This is a genomic window from Lentzea sp. NPDC051213 (assembly GCF_044455585.1).
Taxonomy (GTDB): domain Bacteria; phylum Actinomycetota; class Actinomycetes; order Mycobacteriales; family Pseudonocardiaceae; genus Lentzea.
Genome location: NZ_JBITEX010000012.1, coordinates 206,018 through 232,914 on the forward strand (window position 1 = coordinate 206,018; position 26,897 = coordinate 232,914).

Annotated in this window: 30 protein-coding genes; 11 read left to right on the forward strand and 19 right to left on the reverse strand. The window is 67.7% G+C overall.

Annotation, left to right across the window (positions count from 1 at the left end; genetic code table 11):
• Positions 1 to 7: 7 nt before the first annotated feature.
• The 7 genes from ACIA8G_RS40935 to ACIA8G_RS40965 form a co-directional block, all read right to left on the reverse strand.
• Entirely contained in the window at positions 8 to 235 is a 228-nt protein-coding gene (locus tag ACIA8G_RS40935) for a ferredoxin family protein (RefSeq protein WP_189258738.1), read from the reverse strand.
• A gap of 53 nt (positions 236 to 288) precedes the next feature.
• Positions 289 to 1,023, reverse strand: coding sequence for a GntR family transcriptional regulator (locus ACIA8G_RS40940; RefSeq protein WP_396424183.1), 735 nt, complete (start codon positions 1,021 to 1,023; stop codon positions 289 to 291).
• A gap of 103 nt (positions 1,024 to 1,126) precedes the next feature.
• A complete protein-coding gene (locus tag ACIA8G_RS40945) occupies positions 1,127 to 1,942 on the reverse strand; it encodes a metal ABC transporter permease (RefSeq protein WP_396424184.1) in 816 nt (271 codons plus the stop codon).
• Positions 1,939 to 2,730, reverse strand: a complete 792-nt coding sequence (locus ACIA8G_RS40950) for a metal ABC transporter ATP-binding protein (protein WP_396424186.1) — start codon at positions 2,728 to 2,730, stop codon at positions 1,939 to 1,941. Before ACIA8G_RS40950 ends, ACIA8G_RS40945 begins: the two co-directional genes overlap by 4 nt.
• On the reverse strand, positions 2,727 to 3,638 hold the full coding sequence (locus tag ACIA8G_RS40955) for a metal ABC transporter solute-binding protein, Zn/Mn family (protein ID WP_396424187.1): 912 nt from the start codon (positions 3,636 to 3,638) through the stop codon (positions 2,727 to 2,729). The genes ACIA8G_RS40950 and ACIA8G_RS40955 overlap by 4 nt, the downstream gene beginning before the upstream one ends.
• A gap of 98 nt (positions 3,639 to 3,736) precedes the next feature.
• Positions 3,737 to 4,831, reverse strand: coding sequence for an ABC transporter ATP-binding protein (locus ACIA8G_RS40960; protein ID WP_396424188.1), 1,095 nt, complete (start codon positions 4,829 to 4,831; stop codon positions 3,737 to 3,739).
• 81 nt (positions 4,832 to 4,912) lie between these two features.
• Entirely contained in the window at positions 4,913 to 5,695 is a 783-nt protein-coding gene (locus tag ACIA8G_RS40965; RefSeq protein WP_396424189.1) for an NAD(P)H-binding protein, read from the reverse strand.
• A 94-nt stretch (positions 5,696 to 5,789) separates the two neighbouring features.
• On the opposite strand from ACIA8G_RS40965, the gene ACIA8G_RS40970 reads away from it, so the two are divergent.
• Together ACIA8G_RS40970 and ACIA8G_RS40975 are read left to right on the forward strand one after the other, a co-directional pair.
• On the forward strand, positions 5,790 to 6,134 hold the full coding sequence (locus ACIA8G_RS40970; protein ID WP_396424190.1) for a winged helix-turn-helix transcriptional regulator: 345 nt from the start codon (positions 5,790 to 5,792) through the stop codon (positions 6,132 to 6,134).
• A gap of 54 nt (positions 6,135 to 6,188) precedes the next feature.
• The gene (locus ACIA8G_RS40975) at positions 6,189 to 6,734 is read left to right on the forward strand and encodes a dihydrofolate reductase family protein (protein ID WP_396424191.1); all 546 of its coding nucleotides are present in this window, start codon (positions 6,189 to 6,191) and stop codon (positions 6,732 to 6,734) included.
• On the opposite strand, the gene ACIA8G_RS40980 is transcribed toward ACIA8G_RS40975, so the two are convergent.
• The 3 genes from ACIA8G_RS40980 to ACIA8G_RS40990 all read right to left on the reverse strand — a co-directional run bounded on the left by ACIA8G_RS40980 (position 6,724) and on the right by ACIA8G_RS40990 (position 9,855).
• The gene (locus ACIA8G_RS40980) at positions 6,724 to 7,620 is read right to left on the reverse strand and encodes a sugar ABC transporter permease (protein ID WP_396424192.1); all 897 of its coding nucleotides are present in this window, start codon (positions 7,618 to 7,620) and stop codon (positions 6,724 to 6,726) included. The two genes, ACIA8G_RS40975 and ACIA8G_RS40980, sit on opposite strands and share 11 nt — an antisense overlap.
• Entirely contained in the window at positions 7,620 to 8,537 is a 918-nt protein-coding gene (locus ACIA8G_RS40985) for a carbohydrate ABC transporter permease (protein WP_396424193.1), read from the reverse strand. The genes ACIA8G_RS40980 and ACIA8G_RS40985 overlap by 1 nt, the downstream gene beginning before the upstream one ends.
• Positions 8,538 to 8,598: 61 nt before the next feature.
• Positions 8,599 to 9,855, reverse strand: a complete 1,257-nt coding sequence (locus tag ACIA8G_RS40990) for an extracellular solute-binding protein (RefSeq protein WP_396424194.1) — start codon at positions 9,853 to 9,855, stop codon at positions 8,599 to 8,601.
• Between the two features lie 223 nt (positions 9,856 to 10,078).
• Here ACIA8G_RS40990 and ACIA8G_RS40995 point away from each other — a divergent pair, with 223 nt between their 5' ends.
• Together ACIA8G_RS40995 and ACIA8G_RS41000 are read left to right on the forward strand one after the other, a co-directional pair.
• Positions 10,079 to 11,116: a LacI family DNA-binding transcriptional regulator gene (locus ACIA8G_RS40995; RefSeq protein WP_396424195.1), complete on the forward strand. Its 1,038-nt coding sequence runs from the start codon at positions 10,079 to 10,081 to the stop codon at positions 11,114 to 11,116.
• 134 nt (positions 11,117 to 11,250) lie between these two features.
• Complete coding sequence (locus tag ACIA8G_RS41000; RefSeq protein ID WP_396424197.1) at positions 11,251 to 12,354, forward strand: LacI family DNA-binding transcriptional regulator; 1,104 nt, start codon at positions 11,251 to 11,253, stop codon at positions 12,352 to 12,354.
• A gap of 6 nt (positions 12,355 to 12,360) precedes the next feature.
• On the opposite strand, the gene ACIA8G_RS41005 is transcribed toward ACIA8G_RS41000, so the two are convergent.
• A complete protein-coding gene (locus tag ACIA8G_RS41005) occupies positions 12,361 to 13,038 on the reverse strand; it encodes a hypothetical protein (RefSeq protein WP_396424198.1) in 678 nt (225 codons plus the stop codon).
• Between the two features lie 150 nt (positions 13,039 to 13,188).
• On the opposite strand from ACIA8G_RS41005, the gene ACIA8G_RS41010 reads away from it, so the two are divergent.
• The 3 genes from ACIA8G_RS41010 to ACIA8G_RS41020 are packed head-to-tail and all read left to right on the forward strand — an operon-like array spanning position 13,189 to position 15,192.
• Positions 13,189 to 13,701 carry a beta-class carbonic anhydrase gene (locus tag ACIA8G_RS41010; RefSeq protein ID WP_396424200.1) on the forward strand — a complete coding sequence of 171 codons (513 nt, stop codon included), beginning with the start codon at positions 13,189 to 13,191 and terminating at the stop codon, positions 13,699 to 13,701.
• A gap of 58 nt (positions 13,702 to 13,759) precedes the next feature.
• The gene (locus ACIA8G_RS41015; protein WP_396424201.1) at positions 13,760 to 14,683 is read left to right on the forward strand and encodes an A/G-specific adenine glycosylase; all 924 of its coding nucleotides are present in this window, start codon (positions 13,760 to 13,762) and stop codon (positions 14,681 to 14,683) included.
• Positions 14,684 to 14,736: 53 nt separating this feature from the next.
• The gene (locus ACIA8G_RS41020; protein ID WP_396424202.1) at positions 14,737 to 15,192 is read left to right on the forward strand and encodes a 2'-5' RNA ligase family protein; all 456 of its coding nucleotides are present in this window, start codon (positions 14,737 to 14,739) and stop codon (positions 15,190 to 15,192) included.
• Here the strand turns inward: ACIA8G_RS41020 and ACIA8G_RS41025 are convergent.
• Positions 15,141 to 15,887 carry an alpha/beta fold hydrolase gene (locus tag ACIA8G_RS41025; protein ID WP_396424203.1) on the reverse strand — a complete coding sequence of 249 codons (747 nt, stop codon included), beginning with the start codon at positions 15,885 to 15,887 and terminating at the stop codon, positions 15,141 to 15,143. The genes ACIA8G_RS41020 and ACIA8G_RS41025 overlap by 52 nt on opposite strands.
• Positions 15,888 to 15,902: 15 nt before the next feature.
• Between ACIA8G_RS41025 and ACIA8G_RS41030 the strand changes: the two genes are divergently transcribed.
• The 3 genes from ACIA8G_RS41030 (at position 15,903) to ACIA8G_RS41040 (ending at position 18,643) form a co-directional block, all read left to right on the forward strand.
• On the forward strand, positions 15,903 to 17,357 hold the full coding sequence (locus tag ACIA8G_RS41030; RefSeq protein WP_396424204.1) for a M1 family metallopeptidase: 1,455 nt from the start codon (positions 15,903 to 15,905) through the stop codon (positions 17,355 to 17,357).
• A gap of 174 nt (positions 17,358 to 17,531) precedes the next feature.
• Positions 17,532 to 17,843 (forward strand): antibiotic biosynthesis monooxygenase family protein, encoded by a 312-nt coding sequence (locus ACIA8G_RS41035; protein ID WP_396424205.1) that lies wholly within the window; start codon positions 17,532 to 17,534, stop codon positions 17,841 to 17,843.
• Positions 17,840 to 18,643, forward strand: a complete 804-nt coding sequence (locus ACIA8G_RS41040) for an SIR2 family NAD-dependent protein deacylase (protein WP_396424206.1) — start codon at positions 17,840 to 17,842, stop codon at positions 18,641 to 18,643. The genes ACIA8G_RS41035 and ACIA8G_RS41040 overlap by 4 nt, the downstream gene beginning before the upstream one ends.
• Here the strand turns inward: ACIA8G_RS41040 and ACIA8G_RS41045 are convergent.
• A complete protein-coding gene (locus tag ACIA8G_RS41045; RefSeq protein WP_396424207.1) occupies positions 18,615 to 19,589 on the reverse strand; it encodes an endonuclease/exonuclease/phosphatase family protein in 975 nt (324 codons plus the stop codon). The two genes, ACIA8G_RS41040 and ACIA8G_RS41045, sit on opposite strands and share 29 nt — an antisense overlap.
• A gap of 142 nt (positions 19,590 to 19,731) precedes the next feature.
• On the opposite strand from ACIA8G_RS41045, the gene ACIA8G_RS41050 reads away from it, so the two are divergent.
• Positions 19,732 to 20,367, forward strand: coding sequence for a DUF6928 family protein (locus ACIA8G_RS41050; protein WP_396424208.1), 636 nt, complete (start codon positions 19,732 to 19,734; stop codon positions 20,365 to 20,367).
• A 30-nt stretch (positions 20,368 to 20,397) separates the two neighbouring features.
• Here the strand turns inward: ACIA8G_RS41050 and ACIA8G_RS41055 are convergent, their stop codons facing one another.
• The 6 genes from ACIA8G_RS41055 to ACIA8G_RS41080 form a co-directional block, all read right to left on the reverse strand.
• On the reverse strand, positions 20,398 to 21,258 hold the full coding sequence (locus ACIA8G_RS41055) for a hypothetical protein (protein ID WP_396424209.1): 861 nt from the start codon (positions 21,256 to 21,258) through the stop codon (positions 20,398 to 20,400).
• A 2-nt stretch (positions 21,259 to 21,260) separates the two neighbouring features.
• Entirely contained in the window at positions 21,261 to 22,385 is a 1,125-nt protein-coding gene (locus ACIA8G_RS41060) for a hypothetical protein (protein WP_396424210.1), read from the reverse strand.
• A 7-nt stretch (positions 22,386 to 22,392) separates the two neighbouring features.
• A complete protein-coding gene (locus ACIA8G_RS41065; RefSeq protein WP_396424211.1) occupies positions 22,393 to 22,710 on the reverse strand; it encodes a WXG100 family type VII secretion target in 318 nt (105 codons plus the stop codon).
• Positions 22,707 to 23,387: a YbaB/EbfC family nucleoid-associated protein gene (locus ACIA8G_RS41070; RefSeq protein WP_396424212.1), complete on the reverse strand. Its 681-nt coding sequence runs from the start codon at positions 23,385 to 23,387 to the stop codon at positions 22,707 to 22,709. The genes ACIA8G_RS41065 and ACIA8G_RS41070 overlap by 4 nt, the downstream gene beginning before the upstream one ends.
• A gap of 121 nt (positions 23,388 to 23,508) precedes the next feature.
• A complete protein-coding gene (locus tag ACIA8G_RS41075) occupies positions 23,509 to 24,027 on the reverse strand; it encodes a hypothetical protein (protein ID WP_396424213.1) in 519 nt (172 codons plus the stop codon).
• A gap of 64 nt (positions 24,028 to 24,091) precedes the next feature.
• Entirely contained in the window at positions 24,092 to 26,653 is a 2,562-nt protein-coding gene (locus ACIA8G_RS41080; RefSeq protein ID WP_396424214.1) for an ATP-dependent Clp protease ATP-binding subunit, read from the reverse strand.
• Between the last annotated feature and the right edge of the window lie 244 nt (positions 26,654 to 26,897).

A 26,897-nucleotide genomic window follows, 5' to 3' on the forward strand; every position in this document is an offset into this window, starting at 1 on the left:
TTTCCTTTCACCGCAGGAGGTAAGGCATGTTGATGGTCACGGCACCCGTGGGGCAGCGAGCGGCGCACGGCCCGCAGTACCAGCACTCGTCGACGTGCATGTACGCCTTGTTGGTGTCCGGATTGATCGCCAGCGAGTCGAGCGGGCACATGTCAACGCAGAGCCGACACCCGTCGATGCACTTGGATTCGTTGATCGTGACCGGTACGTCGGCACGGTTGTTGACCAGAGCCATGACTCAACTCCAGGTGAAGGTGGTGGGAACTGTGTTGGATCCTTTTGGGAAGTTCAGCGACAGATTTCGGCGCGCATGGTCAGGCGGTCGCCGCGCATGCGGATGAACTCGAGGTCGACCGGGCGACCGTCGGCGTAGTGGCTGAGCCGTTCCACGACCATCAATGCCGCCCCGCGCGGCACCTCCAGCACGGTCGCGGAGTGCAGATCGGCGTTGACCGCTTCGAACGTGACAGCGGCGGTGCCGAGCTTCTGCCCGGACGTCTGCTCGATCAGCGAGAAGATGTCGCGGTTGACGAGGTCCTCGTCGAGCAACCGCTCCCCGACGTCCAGCGCGAGATACGTGAGGTCGAGCGACAACGGCAGTCCGTTGAGCCGCCGCAACCGTTCGACGTAAACGACGGAGGAGTCGGGCGGGAGCTGAAGCCGTTGCGCGACAGAAGAAGGCGCCCGGATCACGGTCGCCGCCCGCACGTCGTTCGTGATCTGCCCGTGCTCGTGCAGGGTTTCCGCGAGGCCCATCAGCTGGTTCAGCCCGTGCTCGACCTTGTGCGCCACGACCACCGTGCCGACACCGGGCACGCGGTCGATGAGCCCTTCCTCGCGCAGCAGTTCCAGCGCCTCGCGAATGCTGTTGCGGGACACCGAGAACTCGGCGGCGAGGAACCGCTCGTCGGGCAGCACGCCGTCGGGGAACGCGCGGCGCACCACCTGCTGGCGGATGACGTCGGCGGCCTGCCGCGCCCGGTCGGCGCGCAACCGCCGCTCGGAACGCGGGCTGCTGCTCATGGCCCACAGCATGGACGGCGAGCGAGGATCAGTTTGTTACCAGCGTGTTACGCCACCTGGTCAGCGTGCCAAGCAGGGAAAAGACACCCGTTACGCCAGTCCATCATGTGGAACGTCGTTGCACAGCACCAATACCTCGGCATACGAGGTATATCACGAAGCTCACCGCCGTGACGAGAGCGGACACCGGAAGCCCTGGTTGGAGCGACAGCAGAATGCCGCCGACCGCCGCCACTTCGGCGAAAACGACCGACAGCACGGTCGCGCGCAGTGGCGAGGCGGTGATGCGCATGGCGGCCGCTGCCGGCGTGATCATCAACGCCAGCACCAGAAGCGCGCCGACGACCTGAACGCTCAGCGCGGTCGCGACACCGACCAGCACGGCGAACACGATCGACAGCCCGCGCACCGGCACGCCGCGCGAGATCGCCACGTCCGGATCGACCGAGGCGAAGAACAACGGCCGGTAGATGAACGCGAGCACGGCCAGCACGGCGATCGACGAGATCACCAGCAGCTTGAGGTCCGTGGAGTCGACCCCGACGATCTGCCCGACCAGCAGGCCGAACTTGTTCGACGACCGTCCCTTGTAGAGCGCGAGCATGAGGATGCCCATGCCGAGCCCGAACGCGAGGACCGCGCCGATCACCGAGTCCCGGTCGCTCTCGCGCCGCGACAGCACCCCGAGCAGCACGGCGGCGATGATCGACCCTGCGAGCGCGCCGTACCCGACGCTGACGCCGAGCAGCAGTGCCGCCGCGCCACCGGTGAACGCGAGCTCGCTCGTGCCGTGCACCGCGAACGCCATCTTGCGCGTCACGATGAACGGCCCCAGCACGCCGGCGACGAGCCCCAGCACCGCGGCCGCGATCAGCGCGGTCTGCACGAAGTCCAGTTCGAGCAGGTCGAACAACGTCACGACGTGGCCTCCGCGGCGAGGTGGTGCGTCTGCTCCTCGCAGGCACCCGCGCCGACGACGAGGATCTGGTCGCGCACGCGGACCACCTCGACCGGCGTCCGGTACAGCTCGGACAAGGTGCGGGAGGTCATGACCTCTTCCGGCGTCCCCACCCGGAACCGCCCGCCCACCAGGTACAGCACCCGGTCCACCAGCGGCAGCACCGGGTTCAGCTCGTGCGTGACGAACAGGACGGCCGTGTTCGCCTCGCGGCGGCGCTTGTCGATCAGCTCGCTGACGTTGCGCTGGTTCGCGAGGTCGAGCGACAGCAGCGGTTCGTCGCAGAGCATCACGCCGGGGTCGCCGACGAGCGCCTGGGCGACGCGCAGCCGTTGCTGCTCGCCGCCGGACAGCAGCCCGATCGGCTCGTCCGCGTACCGGGTGGCGCCGACCGAGGCGATCGCCGCGTCGACGCGGGTCTTGCGTTCACGACGGTTGCGCAGGCCCAGGCCCCAGCGGTAGCCGTCGAGGCCCAGGCCGACGAGGTCGCGGCCGCGCAACGTCATGGACTGGTCGAGCGCTCGCTGCTGCGGGATGTACCCGATGGCGTGACTGCCACCGGCCACCGAGACCGTGCCCGACGACAGCGGCTGCAACCCCAGCAGCACCCGCATCAGGCTGGTCTTGCCGGAGCCGTTCGGGCCGAGCACCGCGAGGAACTCACCGGGCTCGACGTCGAGGTCGAGCCCGTCCCACAGCACTCTGTCCCCGTAGGACAGCCGGGCACCGCGCAGCGAGATCGCGGTCATGCCTTGAGCGCCTGCGAAAGCGCGTCCACCTGCTTGCTCATCCAGTCAAGGTAGCCCGTCGCACCCGCCGGCAACGTCTCGGTGACCTCGACGACCGGCACGCCGGCGGTCTTGGCCTTCTCGACCAGCTGCTTGGTGACCTGGTTCTCGGTCTGGGTGTTGTTGACCAGCGCGTTGACCTGCTTGCCCTCGACCAGCTTGTTCATCTCGGCGAGAGCGGCGGCCGGCACGTCCGACTCCTCCTCGATCGCCTTGCTGAACGCCTCGGGCGTCACGTCCTGCGCCCCGGTCGCGTCGAGCAGGTAGTGCGCGATCGGCTCGGTGGCGGCGACCTTGCGGCCCTTGCCGACACCGGCGACCTTCTTCTCCAGGTCCTCCAGCGCGGCGGTGAACTTCTGGGTGTTGCTCTCGAAGGTCGTCTTCTTGCCCGGCGCGATGCCGCCCAGCTCGTTCGCGGCCGCCTCGGCGACCGCGCGCACGGTGTGCAGGTCGTACCAGACGTGCTCGTTCACGCTGTGGTCGTGGCCTTCGGCGTCCGGCGCCCCGCTCGCGGGCTCCGCGTGGTTGTCGCGCAGCGGGAACGCCTCGATCTTCTTCTGACCGTCCGTGGTGATCAGCTTGGGGAAGAAGTCGTCGTAGCCACCGCCGTTGAACACGACCAGCTTGGCGTCCTTGATCAGCGCGGCGTCCGCGGGCTTGCTCTCGTACGAGTGCGGGTCGGCGGACGGGTCGTCCAGCAGCGCCTTGACCTCGACCTCGTCGCCACCGACGGCCTTGATCACGCTGCCCCACACGTTCGTGGAGGCGACGACCTGGATCTTGCCGGTGTCCGCGGACGGCGTGCTGGCGCCGCACGCGGCCAGGCTCACCACGGCGAGCGCGCCCACCAGAGCGTTGCGGAGAGTCATCACACCATCCCTCGATCAGGTAATGGAAACCGTTGTCGAGTTCAGTTTACGACACGAAAAAGCCCCCGGCGGTCACGCCGGGGGCTTTCACATGTGACTCACGCCTCCAGGCGTTCGCCCGACTCGGGGTGGAACAGGTGAATCTCGGTGGTGTCGCGGACGGCGACCTTGACGTGCTGGCCCAGTGTCGGCGGCGTGCGGCCGTCGACGCGGACGACGAAGCGCTGCGACGAGTCGCCGATCTTCACGGCACCGTGCACGAGCGCGTCGGCGCCGAGCTCCTCGACCAGCTCGACGGTCATGTCCATGCCCTCGTCACCGGACGGCACGAGCCCGAGCGCCTCGGGCCGGATGCCGAAGGTGACCTCGTCCAGGCCACCGGCGGCGTCGAGCGCGGACCGGGTCAGCGGCACGATGATGCCGTCGAGCTTGGCGCCCTCGGACGTGATCGGCACGGTCTTGAGGTTCATGGCCGGCGAGCCGATGAAGCCCGCGACGAACGCGTTGGCCGGGCGGTCGTACAGCGCGCGAGGCGTGTCGCACTGCTGCAGCAGGCCGTCCTTGAGCACGGCGACGCGGTGACCCATGGTCATGGCCTCGACCTGGTCGTGCGTGACGTAGATCGTGGTCGTGCCGAGACGCTGCTGCAGCGCCGCGATGTTCGCACGGGTCTCGACGCGGAGCTTCGCGTCCAGGTTGGACAGCGGCTCGTCCATGAGGAACACGGAGGGCTCACGCACGATGGCGCGACCCATCGCGACACGCTGCCGCTGACCACCGGACAGCGCCTTCGGCTTGCGCTCCAGGTACTTCTGCAGGTCGAGCATCTTGGCGGCCTCTTCGACCTTCGCCTTGATGTCGGCCTTGCTGACGCCACGCAGCTTGAGCGCGAAGCCCATGTTCTCCGCGACCGTCATGTGCGGGTACAGCGCGTACGACTGGAAGACCATGGCGATGTCCCGGCCCTTCGGCGGCACGTTCGTCACGTCCTTGCCGCCGATGTGGATGGCGCCCTCGTCGACGTCCTCCAGGCCCGCGAGCATGCGCAGCGCGGTCGACTTACCCGAACCCGACGGGCCGACCAGCACCAGGAACTCGCCGTCGGTCACCTCGAGCGACAGCTCGTCGACCGCGCGGACCGGCGGGTTGCCGGAGAAGATCCGCGACGCCTTGACGTAGGACACCTCTGCCATGTGACGCACCTTTCACCGCTTGTCTGGGCGCGACGTTAGGCATTGCAAGCGCTTACGGGAACAGACGTAAGCGCTTACGTTTCAGAACGCTTTCGCATTGCGGGCAGCCCAGTCGGCGAAACGGGCCGCCTTCCGCCCGGTCACCTGCTCAACATGGTCACTGACCTGCTGTTCCTCTGCAGTGGGCGAACCGAGAATGGTCAGCGTTCCGTCCACAACGGGCGGAGGCATGAACCGCGACATCTCCTCACGCGCCTGTTCTGCGGACTGCTCGACGAACCGAATCTCGCGCCCGATGGCCGACGAAAGCGCTTTCGTCCGCTCCACCGGAGTCAGCGCTTCCGGACCGGTCAGCACGTACGTCCGGCCTTCATGGCCGCCCTGCAGCGCCACAGCAGCCACCGCGGCGATGTCGGCCGGATCGACGAACGGCAGCGCCACGTCCGCGAACGGCGCAGCCGCGACACCGTGCTCGCGGACCGGCTGGACCCACGCGTAGGCGTTCGAGAAGAACCCGCTCGGCCGCAGGATCGTCCACTCCAGACTCGACTGCCGCACGGCTTCCTCGAACCCGGCCAGCCGCGAGTGCGGCACCATCGCCGGCCGCGTGCCCGCACCCTGCGACGACAGCAGCACCACCCGCCGAACGCCACCGGCCTTCGCCACGTCCAGCACGGACGCGATGTCCGTGTCCGGCCCGAGCAGATCTCCGGCGAACAGCAGGAAGAGCGACTCGGCACCCTCCACGGCGGGCTCCAACGTCTCGGGCCGGGCCAGATCGACCTCCGGCCGCGACACACCGATCGCCTTGTCCCCCAACAACTCCATCAACGGGCGTCCCACGTTCCCAGTCGCCCCGGTCACCACGATCACGATGCCAACTCCCTCACTGGATCACTGTCGCGAAGGAAGCTAACATCGCAAAGATAGTAGGTACCTAGAGGAAAGTGGCTACCCGATGGAGAGCGAGCTGGCCTGCCCGATCGCACCGGTCGTCGATCTGGTCTTCAGCAGGTGGACGACGCCGATCCTGTGGACGCTCAACGAGTACGGCCGCCAGCGGTTCGTGGAGCTGGAACGCCGGATCGGCACGATCACGCCGAAGGTGCTCACGCAGCGGCTGCGGCAGCTGGAGCGCGACGGCCTGGTCACCAGGACCTACCACCCGGAGGTCCCGCCACGGGTGGAGTACGAGATCAGCGAACTGGGGCGCAGCCTCGCGCCGATCTTCCACCAGCTCGCGGAGTGGTCGAAGCGCAACCTGACCGAGGTCGACAAAGCGAGGTCCCGCTACGACCGATGAGTTTGCCGCGGCACACCGGTCTGCCCCTCCGAGCACCTGACACTGGAGGAACCGATGGGCAACGTGCGACTGCACTTCTCGATGTCTCTGGACGGCTTCATCGCATCGCCGGACAACGGCTTCGACTGGTTGTCCCGCACGACCGACCAACCGGAACTGGTCAACTCCTACGCCGAGCGCACCGGCGCCATCCTCGGCGGCAGGAAGGGGTGGGAGGAGGTGCCGGATCCCACCGCCCCGTACGGAGGCCAGTTCGTGGGCAAGCTCTTCATCATGACCCACCACCCGGAGGACGCGCCCCAGGCAGCGGGCGTCACGTTCCTGACCTGCGACGTCGCCGAGGCGGTTCAGATCGGGCTCAAGGCGGCGGACGGCAAGGACCTCGAGGTGTTCTCGGCGAGCATCGGCCGCCAGTTGATCGAGCGCGGGCTCGTCGACGAGATCGCGCTGCACATCGCACCCGTGCTGCTCGGCGACGGCCTCAGGTTCTACGAGAACCCCGGCGGAGTGCCGATCCACCTGCACCGGCTCGACACCGACGACCCCCACTCGGAGGTGGACGTGCGGTATCGGCCGGTGCGGGAGACCGTCAGCCCTTGACCGCGCCCGAGGCGAGGCCGGTCACCAGGAACCGTTGCACCAGGTAGAAAACGATGATCGCGGGAATGGCGACCAGGATGGAGGCGGCGGCCAGGTGGCCCCACTCCGTCCTGTTCTGCTGCACGAACACCTGCAGCCCGACCGCCAGCGTCTTCGACTCGTCCGCCGCCGACAGGAAGGCGGACGCGAACGCCACCTCACCCCACGCCGTCAGGAACGCGTAGAACGCGGTCACGGCAAGACCTGGCTTCGCGAGCGGCAGGATCAGCCGCCAGAACACCCCGAACGGTGAGAGCCCGTCCATGCGGCCGGCCTCGTCGATGTCGTTGGGCACCGTGTCGAAGTAGCCCTTCAACATGTAGGTGCAGAACGGCACCGCGGTCGTGCAGTAGACCAGCACCAGGCCGATCGAAGTTCCGTTGAGCCCCAACGCGATCAGGATGTTGTACAGCGGAACGATCAGCACCGCGAACGGGAACATCTGCACGAGCAGGAACGACATCATCAGGCCGCGTTTGCCGGGGAACCGGAACCGCGAGGCCGCGTACCCGGCGGTGGCCGAGATGAAGACACCGAGCACGGTCGTCATCAACGCGATCACCACGGAGTTGCCGAACCAGGCGATGAAGTCGCCCTTCTCGCCCGCGAGGATCCGGGTGTAGTTGTCCAAAGAGGACTCGTTGAGCAGCTTGGGCGTCGGTTCGACGGCACGGGCGTCCGGCTTCAGCGAGGTCACGAAGACCCAGAAGATCGGGAACACCGCGATGATCGACGCCAGGATCAGCGCACCGTGCAGCAGCGCCGAAGCACCCTTGGAGCGGTCCGCCCTGCGCAGTCGCTGATCGGTCGCCTTGACCACCTGGAGAGATGAAGCATCGAGCGTCATCACCACACCTCGCCCTGCTTGCGCAGCGCCCGCCGGTACACCGAGGCGAACACCAACAACACCGAAAGGATCAGCACGCCGTAGGTCGACGCGATCGCGTAGTCGCGGGACGCACCGGAGAAGAAGCGCTCGAACGCGTAGGTCACCAGGATCCTGGCGTTCGGGTTCGGGCCCGCCACCAGGTAGATCACCGGGAACATGTTGAACGTCCAGATGATGCCCAGCAGGATCACCGTCGACGACACCGAACGCAGGCCCGGCAGCGTCACGTTGCGGAAACGCTGCCAGGGCGTGGCACCGTCCACTTCGGCCGCCTCGTAGAGATCACCCGGGATCGACTGCAGGCCACCGAGAAGCGCCACCATCATGAACGGGACGCCCAGCCACACGTTCACGATGATCACGGACACCAGCGCCCAGTCGTTCTGACCGAGCCACACCGGGTCGGGCAGGCCGGCGGCGCGCAGGACCTGGTTGATGATCCCGTACTGCGCGTTGAACATGTACTTCCACGCGAACGCGCTGATGAACGCGGGCACGGCCCACGGCAGGATCAGCAGCACCCGGTAGAACGACCGGCCGCGCACCTGCCGGTTGAGCAGCAGCGCCAGGCCGAGGCCGATGACGTAGTGGAAGAACACGCAGGCGAACGTCCAGATCAGCGTGCGGACCAGCGTGCCCCAGAACGCACCGTACGACTCGCCGCCGGACAGGACGTTCAGGTAGTTCTTGAAGCCCACCACGTCGTAGGACGCGGGCCGGTCCAGGACCGGGTTGGCGATGTTGCCCTCGTTGATGTTCGTGAAGGTGAAGAACACGCCCTGCAAGAGCGGGTAGAGCACCAACACCGCGATGACCACCACGACCGGCAGCACCATCGCATACGCGTACCAATACCGGTCCAGGAACCGACGCACCGAACTCCTCCGAACCTCAGGCGACGGCCGGGGCCCGAAAGCCCCGGCCGCACAACCGGAATCAGCCGATCGAGTACTCGGGCACGACGGTGTCCTTGTAGGCCTTGGCGACCTCGTCCAGCGCCGCCTTCGCCTCCTTCTTGCCGGCGAGCACGTCGGCGTAGGCGATCTTCAGCGGGTCGAACAGCTGGCCGCCCTCGGGGATCCAGGCCCGCTCGTGCGCGGTCTTGGTGACCGGCTCGAACGCGGCGACGACGGCGTTGGCCTTGACGTCGGCGTTCTGGTAGGCCGACTTGCGGGTCGGCAGCAGGCCCAGGTCCTTGGCGATCGCGGCCTGCGACTCGACCGACGCCATGCACTGGATGAACTTGATCGACGACGCCTTCGCCTTGGTGCCCTGGCGGATCACGTAGTCGTGGCCACCGACCGGCGCGCTGCCCTTGCCCGCGGTGGGACCGGGGACCGGCGCGATGCCGAGGTTCGCCTTGTCGGTGAACGCGGTGCCCTTGAGGTAGTCGGCGACCGACCACGGACCGTTGATCACCATCGCGGTGTCGCCGCTGGTGAACGCGGCCTGCATCGTGGTGTAGGAGTTCGTGGCGTCCAGCGACGTGAACGCGGCCTTGGCGTCGAGCAGGCCCTTGGCGGTCTGCAGCGCCTTCACGTTCTTCTCGGAGTTGACCACGATCTTCTTCGCCGAGGCGTCGACCAGGTCGCCGCCCTCGCCGTAGATGAACGGCAGCGCGTAGTACGCGTCGTTGTTCAGGAAGATCGACTTCTCACCGCCGAGCTTCGCGGCGGCGGCCTTGACCTCGTCCCACGTCTTCGGCGGCTCGACGCCCGCGTCGGCGAGCTTCTTCTTGTTGTAGAACAGCGCCAGCGTGTCGGTCACCTGCGGCACGGCGTAGGACTTGCCCTCGAACTTCGTGGAGCCGAGCGCGGCCTCGACGAAGTCGGAGCTGTCCTTGGTGAGGTCGGTGTCCGTCAGGTCGGCGACGTAGCCGAGCTTGGCGAGCGCGGGCACCCAGGCGACCTCGGCGCGGAACACGTCGGGACCCTGGCCACCCTGGGCGGCGGTCTTGTAGTTCGCGAGGGCCGTGTCGAAGGCCTGCGTCTCGACCTTGACCTTGTAGCCGCCCTTGGTGGCGCAGTCCTCCGCGATCTTCTTGAACACGGGGCCCTCGTTGGGGCCACTGGTGTCCCAGAAGGTCACTTCACCCGAGTCGGCTCCGCTGGTGCTCGAGCCACCGCCTCCGCAGGCGGTGAGCACGAGGGCGACACCCGTCGCCATGGCGGTCACGAGGGTTGTCCGTCGCATCGTTGCTGCCGTTCCCTCCAGCTGGGCCCTCGTCTCCCAGTGAGATGAGGGGTCTTGCAAGTTTTTGCGAGAATGTTGCGGGCGATTTCACTACCAGAACCATGGTCAGGTCAAGACGTCGACCGTAACCAAGCCGTAACGGCAACGTCTTGCAAACACGCGTTGCAAATTTTTTCGGCACGCGGCAAGCTTGCGCCGAACCGAGCGTGACCAGGGAGGCAACGTGTCCGGACTGTCCGAGATCGCCAGGGCAGCCGGGGTGTCCATCTCGACCGTGAGCCGAGTCCTCAACAGGCGTGCGGGTGTGAACGAGGAGACCCGGCAGCGCGTGCTGTCGGTGCTCACGGAGATGCCCTACACCCCGCGCGGACTCGGTGCGCTGCAACGCACCGGCGTGATCGGCCTGCTCGTGCCGGAGCTCTCGAACCCGGTCTTCCCCGCGTTCGCCGAGGCCCTGGAGACGCGGGCCGCGCGCCTGGGCTACTCGTCACTGCTGTGCAACACCCGCAGCGGCGCGCCGATGGGCGAGGAGGAGTACGTCCGGATGCTCCTGGCCCGCGGGGTCGAGGGCATGGTGTTCGTGTCACCGGAGATCACCAACGTCGAGGTGCCGCTCGGGCAGGCGCCGCGCCCGAGCTACTACGCGAAGCTCCTGGCGGACGGCGTCCACATGGTCTTCCTGAACGGTGCCACGCCGGCGCTCGACGTGCCCGACGTGACAGTGGACGAGCAGCTCGCCGGTTACATGGCCACCAGGCACCTGATCGAGCTCGGCCACGAGCGGATCGGGTTCGTCTCCGGCCCGGCGCGATCCCTCCCCTCCCGGCTGAAGCGCGCGGGATGGGCCGCCGCACTCGAAGAAGATCACCTGCCGGCGGGCTCGGAGTACGTCGCACACGCGCCGTTCAGCGCGGAGGGCGGTGGCGTGGCGGTCGCGGCGTTGCTCGACACCGTGGCGCCGACCGCGGTGATCTGCTCGTCCGACCACATGGCGCTCGGCGTGATGCGCGAAGCACACCAACGAGGGATCTCGATACCTGAAGATCTGTCGGTCGTCGGGTTCGACGACATTCCGCTGGCCGCCTATTCGTCGCCCGCTTTGACGACGCTCGCGCAGCCGATCGAGGAGATGGCGGCGGCCGCGATCGACGAGCTCGTGCTGCGCCTGGATCCGGATCGCCGCAGGCAGAGCACCGACAACTACACCCGTGTCTTCCGGCCGCGGCTCGTCGTGAGGGAATCGTCTGCGCCTCCGAAGTGAGACGCCCAATGGGGCATATTGGTCTGGACCAACTTCTGAACAAGGCAGATGGGTCAACCAGCGCGGATGCGTCATTTGAGGGACACAGGTCACCCTCGCTTCACGAATTGGTTCTGAACCGTTACGGTCCTTTCATGGCGCGGTCGATGCATGTGCGACGTCCGGCGACGCTGGCCTCATTGGCCGCTGAGCTGGGCGTTTCCCGGACAACGGTGTCCAACGCCTACAACCGTCCCGACCAGCTCTCGCCCGAGCTGCGCCGGCGGGTGTTGGACACGGCCCGAAGGCTGGGTTATCCCGGCCCGGATCCTGTGGCGCGTTCGTTGCGCACGCGCAAGGCAGGGGCGGTGGGTCTGTTGCTCACCGAGAACCTCTCCTACGCGTTCCGCGACCCGGCCGCGATCGGCTTCCTCGAGGGCCTCGCACTGGCGTGTGAGGACGCGGGCACGGGCCTGTTGCTGGTCCCCGCCAACCCCGAGCGCGAGGACGTCGCGTCCGTGCACCGCGCGGGTGTCGACGGCTTCGTCGTCTACTCGGTCCCGGACGACGACCCGCACCTCGCCGCCGTGCTGGAGCGCCCGGTCCCGACCGTCGTGTGCGACCAGCCCGACCTCGGCACCGTCGACCGCGTCGGCATCGACGACCGCGGCGCGATGTACGAGCTCGCCAAGCACCTGATCGGACTGGGCCACCGCCGCGTCGGTGTCGTGTGCATGCGTCTGGCGCGTGACCGCAACGACGGCTTCGTGACCCCGGACCGCCAGCACGCCGCGCACTTCCACGTGCAGCGCAACCGCCTGTCCGGCCTGGCCGAGGCGTTCAGCGAGGCCGGCGTCGACTGGTCCCAGATCCCCGTGGTCGAGCGCTTCGACCACAACATGGCCTCCGGTGCGTCCGGCGCCGCCCAGGTGCTCGACCGCGACCCGCAGATCACCGCGTTGATCTGCACCTCGGACGTGCTGGCGCTCGGCGCGATGACCGAGGCGGCCCGGCGTGGCCTGCGCGTGCCGCACGACATCACGGTGACCGGGTTCGACGGCATCCGCGCTGGCGAGGAGGCCGGGCTCACCACGGTCCGTCAGCCGGTGCTGGAGAAGGGCCGGGCGGCGGGCAAGCTGCTGCTGGACGCGAGCGAGCGGACCCGGCCGCGGTCGGTCAACCTCGCCACCGAGCTGATCATCGGCAAGACGTCGGCCGCGCCGCGCGGTGGCGCGGAGGAGCGTTGGTTCGGACCGTGACCGGTCCTACCACTCCAGCCTGAACACGACGGGTGAGCTGGCCTTCCCGGCCAGCTTCGCCACCAGCAGGTAGTCGCCGGGCCCGACCCGCGTGTGCGCTCCGCACCCCGGCTTCGAGGTCGACCCCGCCCACTTCGTGCCGTAGTTGAAGACCTCTTTCGGCGCCATCACCCGCACCTCGGCCCCTGCCGTGGACAGGCAGTGGTTGCTGGACCACAGCTGGGTCTGGCCGTCCGCGGTGAGCACGATGAGCTCCCGGTGCTGCCTGCCGATGTCCTTGATGCACGGCACCGGGCCGTTGTTGGCCACGTCCATCGACAGTTCCGGCTGGTCGCCGATCGTGTAGAAGGGCTTGTTCGCCTTGGCCGCCACCGTGATCGCGTCGTCGGCGCAGGGCTGCGGCGGACCGGGCGGCGGAGGCGGCGGTCCCGGCGGCTCGGTCGCCGTGGGTGAGGGCGGCGCCGTCGTCGAGGACGACGCGGACGCCGACTCGGGCGCGGTGGGCGGCGGGTTGGAGGACGACGCCGCGGCCGCGTTCGTCGGCTGGGGAGTCTCGTCGCCGCCGGAGGAGAACAGGCCGATGATCCAGATCAGGAGCACCAGTGTGACCAGCGCTGCCCCGATCGCGGCGATCCGACGGCGCCAGTACACCGAAGACGACAGCGGTCCTGTGGGCTCGATCACGGCCCGAACGTAGCTCGACCAGGTGGAATCCAGCGGTAGGCGAGCATCGCTCGATCTGGTGAACGTGATATTGAGCGGAAACCCCTTGTGAACGTGCGCTAACTCCGGTTCCAATCGACGTGGGGTCCGCCGGTAGGCCATGGAGGTGTCATGACCGCGATCGACGAACTGCTCAAGCGCAACTACGAACTCGGCAACGTCATTCCGGGAGACAGGTCTTCCGCGAAGCCGTCCCTGCAGGTCGCCATCCTGACCTGTATGGACTCGCGCATCCGCGTTTTCGAGATCTTCGGGTTGAAGCAGGGCGAGGCACACGTGCTGCGCAACGCCGGAGGTGTCGTCACCGACGACGCCATCCGGTCGCTCGCGCTCAGCCAGCGCAAGCTGGGCACGCGGGAGGTGCTGCTCGTGCACCACACGAACTGCGGCCTCGAGATGGTGACCGAGGACGACTTCAAGGACGAGCTGGAGGCCGACACCGGCCTGCGCCCGACCTGGGCCGTCGAGGCGTTCAAGGTGGTCGAGCAGAGCGTGCGCGGCTCGATGGCCCGCCTGCGCCACAGCGCGTTCATCCCGCACACGGACAAGATCCGCGGGTTCGTCTACGACGTGCACACCGGTGAGCTGCGCGAGGTCGATGCCGCCGACGCCGCGGCAGCCTGAAGTTCTTTGCGAAGGGCCCCCCTTCGGGGGGCCTTTTCGTTGCGCGACAATGGCAGCGATGAATCACGAGTTGCTTCTGGGCTGGTGGGACACTGCCGCCCGCGACCTGCCGTGGCGCCGTCCCGACTGCACCGCCTGGGGCGTGCTGGTCAGCGAGATCATGCTGCAGCAGACGCCGGTGGCCCGCGTCGAACCGATCTGGCACGAGTGGCTGGCGCGCTGGCCGGTGCCTTCCGCGATGGCCGCGTCGTCGCAGGGTGAGGTGCTGCGGATGTGGGGCAAGCTCGGCTACCCCCGCCGCGCCATGAGGCTGCACGAGGCCGCCACGGCCATCGCGCGCGACCACGGCGACGTGGTGCCGTCGGACATCGAGACGCTGGAGTCGTTGCCCGGCATCGGCAGCTACACGGCGCGTGCGGTGGCGACGTTCGCGTATGGGCAGAAGTGCGCGGTCGTCGACACGAACGTCCGCCGCGTCGTTGCACGCGCTGTGCACGGTGCCGGTGACGCTGGTCCGCCGTCGACCAAGCGCGATCTCCGGGACGTCGAGGCGATCCTGCCGGAGTCGCAGGACGACGCCGCGGTGTTCTCGGCGGCGCTGATGGAGCTCGGCGCGTTGATCTGCACGGCCAAGAACCAGAAGTGCGCGGACTGCCCGCTCTTCACCGAGTGCGCGTGGCAGCTGGCCGGCCGGCCCGCCTACGCCGGACCGGCGAAGAAGGTGCAGCAGTTCGCGGGCACCGACCGGCAGGTGCGCGGCAAGCTGCTCGACGTGCTGCGTGGGGCGCCCGGCCCGGTGCCGAAGCTGCAGCTCGACATCGTCTGGCACGACGTGACGCAGCGCGAGAAGTGCCTTGTGTCCTTGTTGAACGATGGACTTGTTGAACAATCCTACGACGGCCTCTTCCACCTGCCCGGCGAGGGGATCGTTGAACAATCCAACACGCCGATCGTTCAACAATCCCACAAGGGGACAACCTGATGCACGCCCTCGTCGCGTTCTTCGACGCCGCCGCAGAACGTAGAATCGTAGGATTGTTGAACAATCTGGGTGTTGAACAATCCTACGCACCTCACCTGACCTACGCCGCCGCGAGCACGATCGGTCCCAAGGTGCGCAAGGAGCTGCGGGAGGACCTGGACCGGCTGTGGATGCCGGATCTGTGGCTGCACACGCTCGGGACGTTCTCCACCACCGACAACGTGCTGATGCTCGCCGCGGTCGTCGACACCGAACTGCTGGCCGTCCACTCGGCGATCCACGACGTGCTCGCGAGCAAGGTCAAGAACCCGAGCGCCTACTACCTGCCCGGCAACTGGATCCCGCACTGCACGCTCGTCCAGGGCCTCGACGACGAGGCGACCAGGTCGGCGTTCGCCAAGATCTTCCCGGTGGAGCCGATCCGCGCGAAGGTCCGCGAGGTGTCGGTCGTGGACACTCAGACCGGCGAGATCGACGTGCTCAAGAAGGCCTCCACCGCACCCCGGTAGACCCACGGCGCGCTGGCGTGCACGACGTGGCCGGCCTCCGGCACGTGCAGGTACTGCCCTTTCGCGCGCCGCGCGGCCTCTTCCATCTGGTCCGGCCGCTGCCCACCCTGACCTGCCTCGATGACCAGTGACGGGCACTCGACGGCGTCGATGAAGTCCCAGTACGCCCGCGTGCCCCACTCGGCCGCGATCTCGTACAGATCCTCGATGTCCGCGATCAGGTGCCAGCCGTCCGCACGTTCCTCGAAGTACTCGGCGAAGACCGGCGCACCGAAGTACGAGATCACGTGCGCGACCGACCGGAACGGCACCGGCCAGGCGTCGAAGAGCCACTTCCACTCGTCGATCGTCCTGCCCCTGTTGTCCGGGGCGAAGTCCTCGACCACAATCGCGCGGACCAGGTCCGGACGGGTCGCCGCGAGACACCACGCGTGCAGCCCGCCCATGGAGTGCCCGATCACGACAGCGGGCCCGAGGCCGAGGTCCTCGATGGCCTTCGCGGCGTCGGCGACGAAGTCCTCGGTGCGAAACGGTCCCCGCTGCGGGTTACGGCCGTGCCCGCGTGCGTCGACACCGACGACACGGCCGAAGGGCTGCAGCCACTGCGCGACCGGCCACCAGGCAGTCGCCCTGCTCATCAGGCCGTGCAGGAGCAGTACCCCTTGCCCCGTTCCGCCGAACTCCACCACCGACACAGGGATGATTAACCCATGAAGGCCCGTCCGTACCTGATCGCCCTGGTGTTGATCGTGCTCGTCGCAGGTCTGCTCGTCGTGTTCCGCACGCCGGGCGGCGACCCCGCGCAGCAGGCGCGTCAGGAGACATCACCGCAGGCCGCGGTGGAGGCCGGTGCGGGCGCGGGCGACGCCTACTACCCCACGGACGGCAACAGCGGTTACGACGTCACGCTCTACGACCTCGCGATCACCTACGACCCGGCCTCGAAGCGGCTGGACGGCGTCGCGACGATCAACGCGAACGCCGTGGAAGACCTGTCCCGCTTCAACCTCGACCTGGAGGGCCTGGAGGTCAGCGCGGTGAAGGTCGGCGGCCAACCGGCGAAGTTCGCGCTGGAGGGCGACCACGAACTGGTGATCACGCCGTCCGCGCCGCTCGCGAAAGGCAAGCCGTTCACCGCGGTCGTCACCTACGGCGGCGAGCCGTCCACGGTCGACGACGCCTCGCTAGGCCGCAGCGGCTGGCAGGTCTCGTCCACCGGCGGCGCGTTCGCCGCAGGCCAGCCGCACTCCGCGACAACCTGGTTCCCGGCCAACGACACACCGCGCGACAAGGCAGCGCTGAAGCTCGCGGCCCGCGTCCCGGACGGCTGGACGGCCGTGTCGAACGGCCTCGAAGGCCCGGTGACGCGAGACGGCGGCTGGACGACGTTCAACTGGTCGGACGAAACCCCGATGGCGACCTACCTGGCCACCGTGGCGATCGACAAGTTCGAGGTGGTGCGCTCAACGCTCCCGAACGGCACGCCGGTGCTCGACGCGTACGCACCGGGCACGTCCACGTCGAAGAAGCCGGTCCAGGCCAGGATGCCCGAGGTCCTGGCGCTCCTGGAGACGAAGTTCGGCCCGTACCCGCAGCGCGCCGCAGGCAGCATCTGGGTGGCCGACCAGATCGGTTTCTCACTGGAGACCCAGACCCGCCCGATCTACGCGTCGTGGGCGGACCTGGAGACGCTCGTGCACGAGAACGCCCACCAGTGGTTCGGCGACTCGGTCACGTTGCGGAGCTGGGCGGACATCTGCCTGAACGAGTGCCTGGCGTCCTACGCCCAGTGGCTGTGGATCGAGCAGGGCGGCGAGGACCTCGACGAGCGCTACCGCGGCCGGGTCCAGGAACTGCGCACCCGCGCGTCGTTCTGGGCGCCGAAGCTCTACGACATGGGCAAGGGCAACGAGTTCCGGGGCGTCTACGACAAGGGCATCATGGCCATGCACGCCCTGCGCAAGCAGGTCGGCGACGACGTCTTCTTCAAGGCCCTGCGGTCGTGGACGGCCAAGCACCGCGACGGCAACGCGGCCTGGCCGGAGTTCGAGGAGCACTTCAAGGCGGCGTCCGGGCAGCCTCTCGACGGGTTCTTCCAGGCGTGGTTCCGCGGATCGGGCATTCCCGAAGATCAGTACCTGCTGCCTGCCGGTGTCCGCCGCTAGCGTCGTGGCCCGAAGGCTTGCCGATCTCTTTCGCGGTCAGGCGGGTGCCTCGTGGTGCCGCCCCCCGCGTCCTCATACTGGACGAATGGGGGCGCGGGGGCGGTGCCGCGAGGCGCCCCGCTGAGCGTGAAAGAGATCGCCAAGGATTCGGGGCACGGCGCTAATGTGGGTCTCATGGCAGTCGTGAAGATCAATGCGATCAAGGTCCCCGAGGGCAACGGCCCCGAGCTGGAGAAGCGGTTCGCCGCTCGCCTCGGCGCGGTCGACAACCAGCCCGGCTTCCTCGGCTTCGAGCTCCTGCGCCCCGTCGCGGGCGAGGACCGCTACTTCGTCGTGACGCACTGGGAGACGGACGCGGACTTCGTCGCGTGGCGGGACGGCCAGGCCGGTCAGGCCGCGCACTCCGGTGAGCGCGCACGTCCCGTGTCGTCCGGTGCCGACCTGCTGGAGTTCGAGGTCGTGCTGGGGAGCAAGCCCAAGCAGTGACAGCGCACGACCTCGCTCTTGACCAGGCCGCAGAGCTGATCACCGGCGCGGACGCCGTTCTCGTCTGCGCCGGTGCCGGCCTCGGCGTCGACTCCGGGCTGCCGGACTTCCGCGGCACCGAGGGCTTCTGGCGGGCGTACCCGCCGTACGAACGGCTCGGGCTGAAGTTCGAGGAGATCGCCGACCCGGTGCACTTCGCCGACGATCCCACGCTGGCGTGGGGTTTCTACGGCCACCGCCTCGCGCTCTACCGCGCGACCGTGCCGCACGAGGGTTTCGCGATCCTGCGCTCGTGGGGTGCCCGCGCCTTCACGTCCAATGTGGACGGCCAGTTCCAGAAGGCGGGCTTCGCGGACGTCGCCGAGGTCCACGGTTCGATCCACCACGTCCAGTGCGTGGAACCGTGCACCGACGACATCTGGGAGTGCTCGTTCGAGGTCTCCGTCGACCCCGAGTCGATGCGTGCGGTCGGCCCGCTGCCGTCGTGTCCCACCTGCGGCGGTCTGGCCCGGCCCAACATCCTGATGTTCGGCGACTGGGGCTGGGTGCCGCACCGCAGCCAGCAGCAGCTCGACTCGCTGACCGAGTGGCGACGTTCGCAGCGACAGCTGGTCGTGATCGAGATCGGCGCCGGCACCGCGGTACCGACCGTGCGGCGTCAGGCCGAACTGGCCAGCGCCGCCAACGGTGCGTTGATCAGGATCAACCCGCGCGAGCCGGCGGTCCGGCACGGCCGGGGCGTCTCACTGCCACTTGGCGCGCTGGAAGCCCTCACAGCCTTGGCACGACGAACTGCGTGACGACGGCCCGGTGATCGCTGCCGGGCACGTCGAACACGTCCACCGTGTCCACCGGGCACTTCGCGTCCACGAGCACGTGGTCGATCGTGACCGGCGGCGGCCAGACCCCGCTGTTGCTGGGCCAGGTGTGGATCAGCCCCTTGCCGACCTGGTCGGCAGCGTCCACGTACCCCTTGTTGAGCAGCCGCGTCATGCCGACGTGGTCGAGCGTCGCGTTGAAGTCGCCGGCGAGCACCCTGATCGCACCGGTCGAGTCCGGGCTGGGCAACCCGGCGAGCTCACGTTGCCAGGCCTGCGGCCCCGCGTAGACGACCGGCGGCAACGGGTGCACCGACACGACCTCGATGTCCTTGCCCGGCAGGTCGACCATCGCCCCGGCCTGCTGCAACGTGCCAGGCGGCGCGAGCTGGCGCGCCGTGAGCGGGAACCGCGACGCGATCCCCGACCCCGACCCACCCGGCTCGTCGAGGAAGACCTTGTTCGGCAGCACCTGGTTCAGCCCGGCCTGTTCGAGGTCCCGCACCATCTCCGGAGTCAGCTCCTGCATGGTCAGGATGTCGACGTTGCGCTTCCTGACCTCCTGCACGATGAACCGCGCGTCCGCGATACCGGTGAGCAGGTTCACGGTCATCAACCGCACCGGCTGCCCCACCCCGTTGGGCCGCGAGTCGGGAAACGCCCGAGGCACGACGTTCGCCACGAGCACGACCGCCACGAGCGTCATCGTCAGCCCGACGACCCACCGCTTGCGAAGCAACGCCCCCAGCCCGATGAGCAGCCCGAGGACCGCGATGTACGGGGTCAGCGACGTCGTGGCGACCATGTACCTGGTGCCGTCGATGCCGAGCAGTCTGACCAGCGCGGCCGCGACGAGCGCGATCGCGCAGATGACCAGCAGAAACGTGGCGAATCCGTTCCGCGGTGCCTTGACCTCGGTGGTGACCACGTCGTGCAGCCTGCCTGACTGCTCGTCAGTCTCCGGTGTGGTGTGCACAGCCAAAGGACGGTTGGCCACGGGCTTCCGTTGCCCGCCGAGAATTGTCAGACCCCTCCGCCATGCTGAGCGCAGACGACGACACGGGGGATTCATGGGTGCCAAGGACTGGATGCTCTTCTACGCATCCGACGACGTCAGCAAGGTTCTGCGGAGCAATCCGAAGATCGACCGCGAGGCCACCCGCGCGTTGGTCGAACGGCTCTACCCGTCACACGAGATCAGCCCGCTCGCCGACGGCACTCTCTTCGAGCACGCCAACCCACCCGAGGACACCGTCTACGCGGCGTGCTTCCCGGGCCTGTCGATCGTCTGCACCTGGGACGCCGCGAACGACACACCCACCGACCTGGCCCCGCCGTTTCTGACGGAGGCAGCCGGCCGCACCCTCTACCTGCACGCCATGCACAGCGTCGTCGACTTCTTCGCCTACGCGATCTGGTCGCCGGACGGGTCCGTGCGGCGGTCGTTCAGCCTCTCGCCCGACAGCGGCGTGATCGAGGACATCGGCACTCCCCTGCCGTTCGAGGAGAAGTACCTGGCCGGCGATCCGGAGTTCCTCGAGTTGCTCGACGAGAACGAGGAGTACCCGTTCCGGTTCCACCCGCTCACCCTGGCGGAGGCGGCGTTGCGCTCGTTGTTCGGCTTCAACTACGAGGGTGTCTACGAGGAAGACGACCCCGACCTGGAGGAGATCGTGCTGGCCGGGTTCGCCGTGACGCCACGCTGACGCAGCGCCGCGGCTATCCCGGCCGACTGCTCAGAGCGCCGCAGCGGGGTGCCGCGGCCGCGCACCGGGCATGCGATCGAGCAACCCGACCATCATGTCGACCACGGCCATCAGGCTGCTCTGGTCGATGTGGTGGTCCATCACGATGTACACGACCCCCGCCTCGAACGTCAGCCGCATCGAATGCGCCTGAAGCGGCAGGTGCTTCTCGTGGTCGATCAGCCAGAGCAGTGCGTCGAAGTTCAGATCCCTGATCACCGCCGCCGGATCGCTGCCCCAGGCGAAGAACTCCTGGTCCATCGGCGGCGGGAGCTGCACGCGCTGCCACTCGGCGTGATGGTTCTGCGCCGTCGATGGTGACTCACTCAGCCAGCTGGTCCATTGGGACTCGAAGTCCGCGGGCGAAAGGGGCTGCCCGTTGGAGGTGTACTTGTCCGGCCGGACCATCCGCAGCGGCGCCATGCGCGCGGTGGCCACCTCGATCCGGTGCTCCTGCTCCCAGCGCACGCCGTAGCCGGTGTACGCCGACACCCGCACCGCCGCCTCGGTTACCCGGACGTGCCAGTCGCCCCGCTGGAAGTCCATGGCGAGGTCCCACTGCGGCTTCGACCGCCGCAGCCACGTCGCGTAGAGGCCTTTGACGTGCTCCGCCACCGGCCCCAGGACGCCGGCTGACCACGCCGCGGTGTCGCCCTGCTCCGGGCTGATCACCGTCCCGCCTAGCCTGGCCGCCAGCGGGCTCAACGCGGCGATCTGCTCGTCCCGCGCGTTCCGGTGGGTGCGGAAGTGCCACCAGCGCCGCACGATGAGGAACACGATGCCGCCGATGGCCATGGCCAGAAAGGTTGGACTGAGCAGGAAGTCCAGCAAAGCCTTCTTCGTGATGTCCATGATCAGATGTCCAGGTATCCCTTGATTTGATGCTTCGAGTAGTCGGTTCCGGTCTCACGCGCCTCGTCGGCCTGCTGCTGGAGGGACGTGTTCCGCAGCCCCTTCTCGTTGCGACCGTCGAGTTGCGCGGACGCCTCGACCCCGACGGCCTCGCCCATCGACCTCCAGAAGCCCTGGTTCATCCGCTCGCCGACGATGCCCTGCGAACCGTCCTTCTTGGCGACCCAGCTCTTGAACAGACCTTGGTTCTCCTTCTTCTTCAGAAGGTCGTCCGCCACCGACACGTTGGCCTTCTTGTCCGCCATGGCCTTCTTCATGGCGGAGCCCACGTTCTTGGTGCGGCTCATCAGGTTGCGCAGGAACTGCATGATCTTGCTCAGGAACGCTTTGAGCCTCGCGACGATGCGCGACACCCGGCTTGCGGTGGACGCGACACGCACACCGGTCGCCGCACCCGCCGCAGCGGTCGATGACCCGAAGCTCGGCACGGCGGCCGCAAGGGCGGGGATCCAGATCATGACGAGCCAGATGATGAGCTCGGTCAGGATCGCCTTGATGAGGTCCTCGATGACCTGCATGATCATCGAGGACATGAGCAGCAGCTCGGAGAGCTCGCCGGCCTGACCGATCACACCGTCGATGCCGCTGGAGAACTCGCCGAGTTTCGTGGCGGCCACGTCCGCCGTCTCGCCGCCCCAGCTCTGCACCGAGCTCGACAGGTCCTCGTTGAACCCTTCCTGCAGCTTGGTGAGGCCTTCGGCGAGCTTGCTGAAGTTCTCCCCGGCCTGCTGGAGCGCGGGGCCGTCACCGCTGACGAAGTGGATCGCGTCTTCCAACGGCTCGCAGATGCTGATCAGAAAGCCCAGCCCCTGGTTGACCAGCCAGCCGATCGGGTCCACCGCGATCTGACCGGCCTCGCTGAACGAGCTGACCAGCGCGCTGCCTTCGGACGCCAGTGCGGCGATGCCGCCGGTGTCTCCGGTGTTTCCCGCAGCCTCCAAGGCCTTCTTGAAGCTGCCGTAGAACGGCGCCGCCTCGACCGCCTTCTCACCGGTGGTCTTCTCGCCGATCTTGACCTGGTTGTCTTCTCCGGACAGGCCGGGAACGTCGAAACCGTCTTCTGCCACGACCGCGCTAACTCCGCTCGACCTGGATACCGTCGAGGATCTGCTTCAGAGCCTCTTCCTGCTGTGCGTAACCCTCCGCGGTGTCGCGGAACTTGTCCGAACCGGACTGCAGTCCGTCCTGCATGGCCTGCATCGTGTCCTTCAGGTCGCCCAGCATCTGCGTGTACTGCTCCTTGACGAACAGTCCGACCAGGCCCCAGGACTTGTCGCCGACATCGGCCATGGCGACCAGTTCGGCGATCCTGCTCGCCGAACTGCGGTGTCCGTCGAGCTTGCCCGCGAAGTCCTTGAGCTCCTCCGGATTGACGCTGAACCCGCCGCTCATCGGCCATCCTCGTCGTCGTAGAGGTTCAGGAACTTCCCGTCCTGTTTGGACGGAGCGGCGGGCGGCTGCGGCGACCTGTCGTTCCACGAGTTGCCGCGCATGATGTTCTGGTCGGCGAAGTCGTCCTGCGGCGGCTCAGGCGCGGGCCTGCGGACGGGTGGAGGCTGCCGAACCTGGCCCGGCTGCGACGCGGGCGGCGCCGGCGGTGCGGGTGGCATCTGCGGGCGCGGCGGCTGCTGGTGGGTGACAGGCGGTGGTGCGGTGCCATCGCCGGCGGCCGTGGCGCGGAGGTCTTCTTTGGACATTCCGAAGAGCTGCGCCTGGGTCTCCAGCACCTGGTCGGAGAGCTTCATGTCGTCGCCGATCGCACCCTCGACAATGCCTGCCTGACGGCGAGCGGCCTCGGCGACCGCCTGCTGGAGCGTGGTCATCAGCTCGGCGGCCAGTGCGTGCGGCGGTCTGCGCATGGCCAGGTCGGTCAGCCGGATGGCCTTGATGGAGCCGGACGGCCCTGCCACCACTGTCACGGCGCGATCTGCCGTTGTGGCAACGGCTTCCAGCTCGGTCAGCTGTTGCTGCATCTCGCCGACGTTGGCGAACTGCTGGTCAACGCGCTGCATCTGCGACTGGAACCGCTCGAACTGAGCGACCAACTGCTCGAACGCGGCCGATGGCACAAGGACCTCCTCCGGGACACTCGCTCACGCAAGATCACGTGAGCGGGAGCCATGGTGGCAGGCACGGGTGCGCTTCGCGGCGAAACGGGCGAATCGATCGGGCCGAGTGACGCGATCCGCGTCACGCCGTCGTGGCTGGGTTCCTCGGCTCCACGCCGGGCATGAGCTCGAGCGTCTCCACGATCATGTCGACCAGGAACACGAGCTCGTCCGGCTGGATCTTTCCTTGGCACTCCGTGTGAACGAACCCGTCCTCGAAGTAGAGCGTGAAGAACTCCAGCGGGATCCTGCGCTGAGGCAGGAGAACCGTGGCGACCTCGATCCAGTGCTCGAACCAGATCTGGCCGCTGTCGCTGAGCACCGGATCGGTTACTTGGGAAGCCTCGGTGACCCGGACGTGCCATGGGCCTCGCCGGAAACCGAGGGTCGCGCCGGGCTGGTGTGCAGCCCGCTGAAGCTTCGGTGACCACGGGCTCGCGCCGTCGGGGCCGATCACCTCGCCGTCGAGGCTTTCGGCCAGTGCGGTCAGGGCGGGAATCTGTTCGGCCACCACCTTCGAGCGTCTAGCCGACAGCGCTCGGGTGCGCAGCACGTACGCCACGATGACGACGGTGGCGATGACGATCACGAAGATGACCATGTGCCCCTCCCGCACGAGAACGGCCCCCAGGAAAGCCTGGGGGCCGTTCTCGGAAACAGCTAGCTCACTCGGCCTCGGTCACCGGGGCGTCCTGCGGCTCCGGGGTCACCGGGGCTGCGAGGTCGACCGGCGGGGAGTCCGGCACGCGGTTCGGCTTGGCCTCGCCGCGGAACACGAACTTGGCCTTGTCGTGCTGGTCGGACTCGCCGTCCCAGCCCTCGACGTCGGTGATGATGATCTGGCCCGGCTGGATCTCGCCGAACAGGATCTTCTCCGACAGGGTGTCCTCGATCTCGCGCTGGATCGTCCGGCGCAGCGGGCGGGCGCCCAGCACCGGGTCGAAGCCGCGCTTCGCGAGGAGGGACTTGGCGCGATCGGTCAGCTCGATCGCCATGTCCTTGTTCTTCAACTGCGTCTCGACGCGGGCGATCATCAGGTCCACCATCTTGATGATCTCGTCCTGAGTCAGCTGGTGGAAGACGATGATGTCGTCGATGCGGTTGAGGAACTCGGGCCGGAAGTGCTTCTTCAGCTCGTCGTTGACCTTGTTCTTCATGCGCTCGTAGTTGGACGCGGTGTCCTGACCCGAGGTGAAGCCGAGGCCGACGGCCTTGCTGATGTCCGACGTGCCCAGGTTCGACGTGAAGATGATGACGGTGTTCTTGAAGTCCACCGTCCGGCCCTGACCGTCGGTCAGGCGGCCGTCTTCCAGCACCTGGAGCAGCGTGTTGTAGACCTCCTGGTGGGCCTTCTCGATCTCGTCGAACAGCACCACGGAGAACGGCTTGCGGCGCACCTTTTCGGTGAGCTGGCCGCCCTCTTCGTAGCCGACGTAACCGGGAGGGGCACCGAAGAGCCGCGACGCGGTGTACCGGTCGTGGAACTCGCCCATGTCGATCTGGATGAGCGCGTCGTCCTCGCCGAACAGGAAGTTCGCCAGCGCCTTCGAGAGCTCCGTCTTACCGACACCGGACGGGCCGGCGAAGATGAACGAGCCGGAGGGGCGCTTCGGGTCCTTCAGGCCGGCGCGGGTGCGGCGGATCGCCTGCGACACGGCCTTGACCGCGTCGACCTGGCCGATGATCCGCTTGTGCAGCTCGTCCTCCATGCGGAGCAGACGCGTGGTCTCCTCCTCGGTGAGCTTGAACACCGGGATACCGGTCCAGTTGGCGAGGACCTCGGCGATCTGCTCGTCGTCTACCTCCGCGACGACGTCCAGGTCACCGTCCTTCCACTGCTTCTCCCGCTCGGCCTTCTGGCCCAGCAGCGTCTTCTCCGCGTCACGGAGCTTCGCCGCGCGCTCGAAGTCCTGCGCGTCGATCGCGGACTCCTTGTCGCGACGCACGTCCGCGATCTTCTCGTCGAACTCGCGCAGGTCCGGCGGCGCGGTCATCCGGCGGATGCGCATGCGCGCGCCCGCCTCGTCGATGAGGTCGATCGCCTTGTCCGGCAGGAACCGGTCGTTGATGTACCGGTCGGCCAGCGTGGCGGCGGCGACCAGCGCGGAGTCGGTGATCGAGACGCGGTGGTGCGCCTCGTACCGGTCGCGCAGGCCCTTGAGGATCTCGATGGTGTGCTCGAGCGACGGCTCGCCCACCTGGATCGGCTGGAAGCGGCGCTCCAGCGCGGGGTCCTTCTCGACGTGCTTGCGGTACTCGTCGAGGGTGGTGGCACCGATCGTCTGCAGCTCACCGCGGGCGAGCATCGGCTTCAGGATCGAGGCCGCGTCGATCGCGCCTTCGGCGGCACCCGCACCGACGAGCGTGTGGATCTCGTCGATGAACAGGATGATGTCGCCGCGCGTGCGGATCTCCTTGAGGACCTTCTTCAGGCGCTCTTCGAAGTCACCGCGGTACCGCGAGCCCGCGACCAGCGAGCCGAGGTCGAGCGTGTAGAGCTGCTTGTCCTTGAGCGTCTCGGGCACCTCGCCCTTGACGACCATCTGCGCCAGGCCCTCGACGACGGCGGTCTTGCCGACGCCGGGTTCACCGATGAGGACCGGGTTGTTCTTGGTGCGGCGGGACAGCACCTGCATGACCCGCTCGATCTCCTTGGCGCGCCCGATCACCGGGTCGAGCTTGCCTTCACGGGCAGAGGCCGTGAGGTTGCGCCCGAACTGGTCGAGCACCAAGGAGGAGGACGGCGTGCCCTCGCCACGACCGGTCGACTCCGACGCGCCCTTCTCCGTCGAGTAACCGGACAGCAGCTGCAGCACCTGCTGCCGCACCCTGTTCAGGTCGGCGCCGAGCTTGACGAGGACCTGCGCAGCAACGCCCTCGCCCTCGCGGATCAAGCCGAGCAGGATGTGCTCGGTGCCGATGTAGTTGTGGCCGAGCTGCAGCGCTTCGCGCAGTGACAGCTCCAGGACCTTCTTGGCGCGGGGGGTGAAGGGGATGTGCCCGCTCGGAGCCTGTTGGCCCTGGCCGATGATCTCCTCGACCTGCTGGCGCACGCCTTCCAGCGCGATCCCCAACGACTCGAGCGCCTTGGCGGCGACACCTTCACCCTCGTGGATCAGACCCAGGAGGATGTGCTCGGTGCCGATGTAGTTGTGGTTGAGCATCCGTGCCTCTTCTTGGGCAAGGACAACCACCCGCCTCGCGCGGTCGGTGAACCTTTCGAACATTCGCACTCCCTGACTGCTGCGTCGGCGGTCCTCGGCTCCACCGATCTACCCTGGTGAGCGCGGCACCGTGGCTCCACTGTAGTGGGCGGTTCCGAGGCCTGTGGTTCCCGTCAGCGGACAGCCGCGTCCGGTGAACATTGACATCGGCATCAACGCAGGTCGGGAGCAACGGATTCCACAGATCGGGCGATGTCCGCTGAGCGCGAACAAGCGACCGTTGAGCGACACTGTTGTGACCGGGACC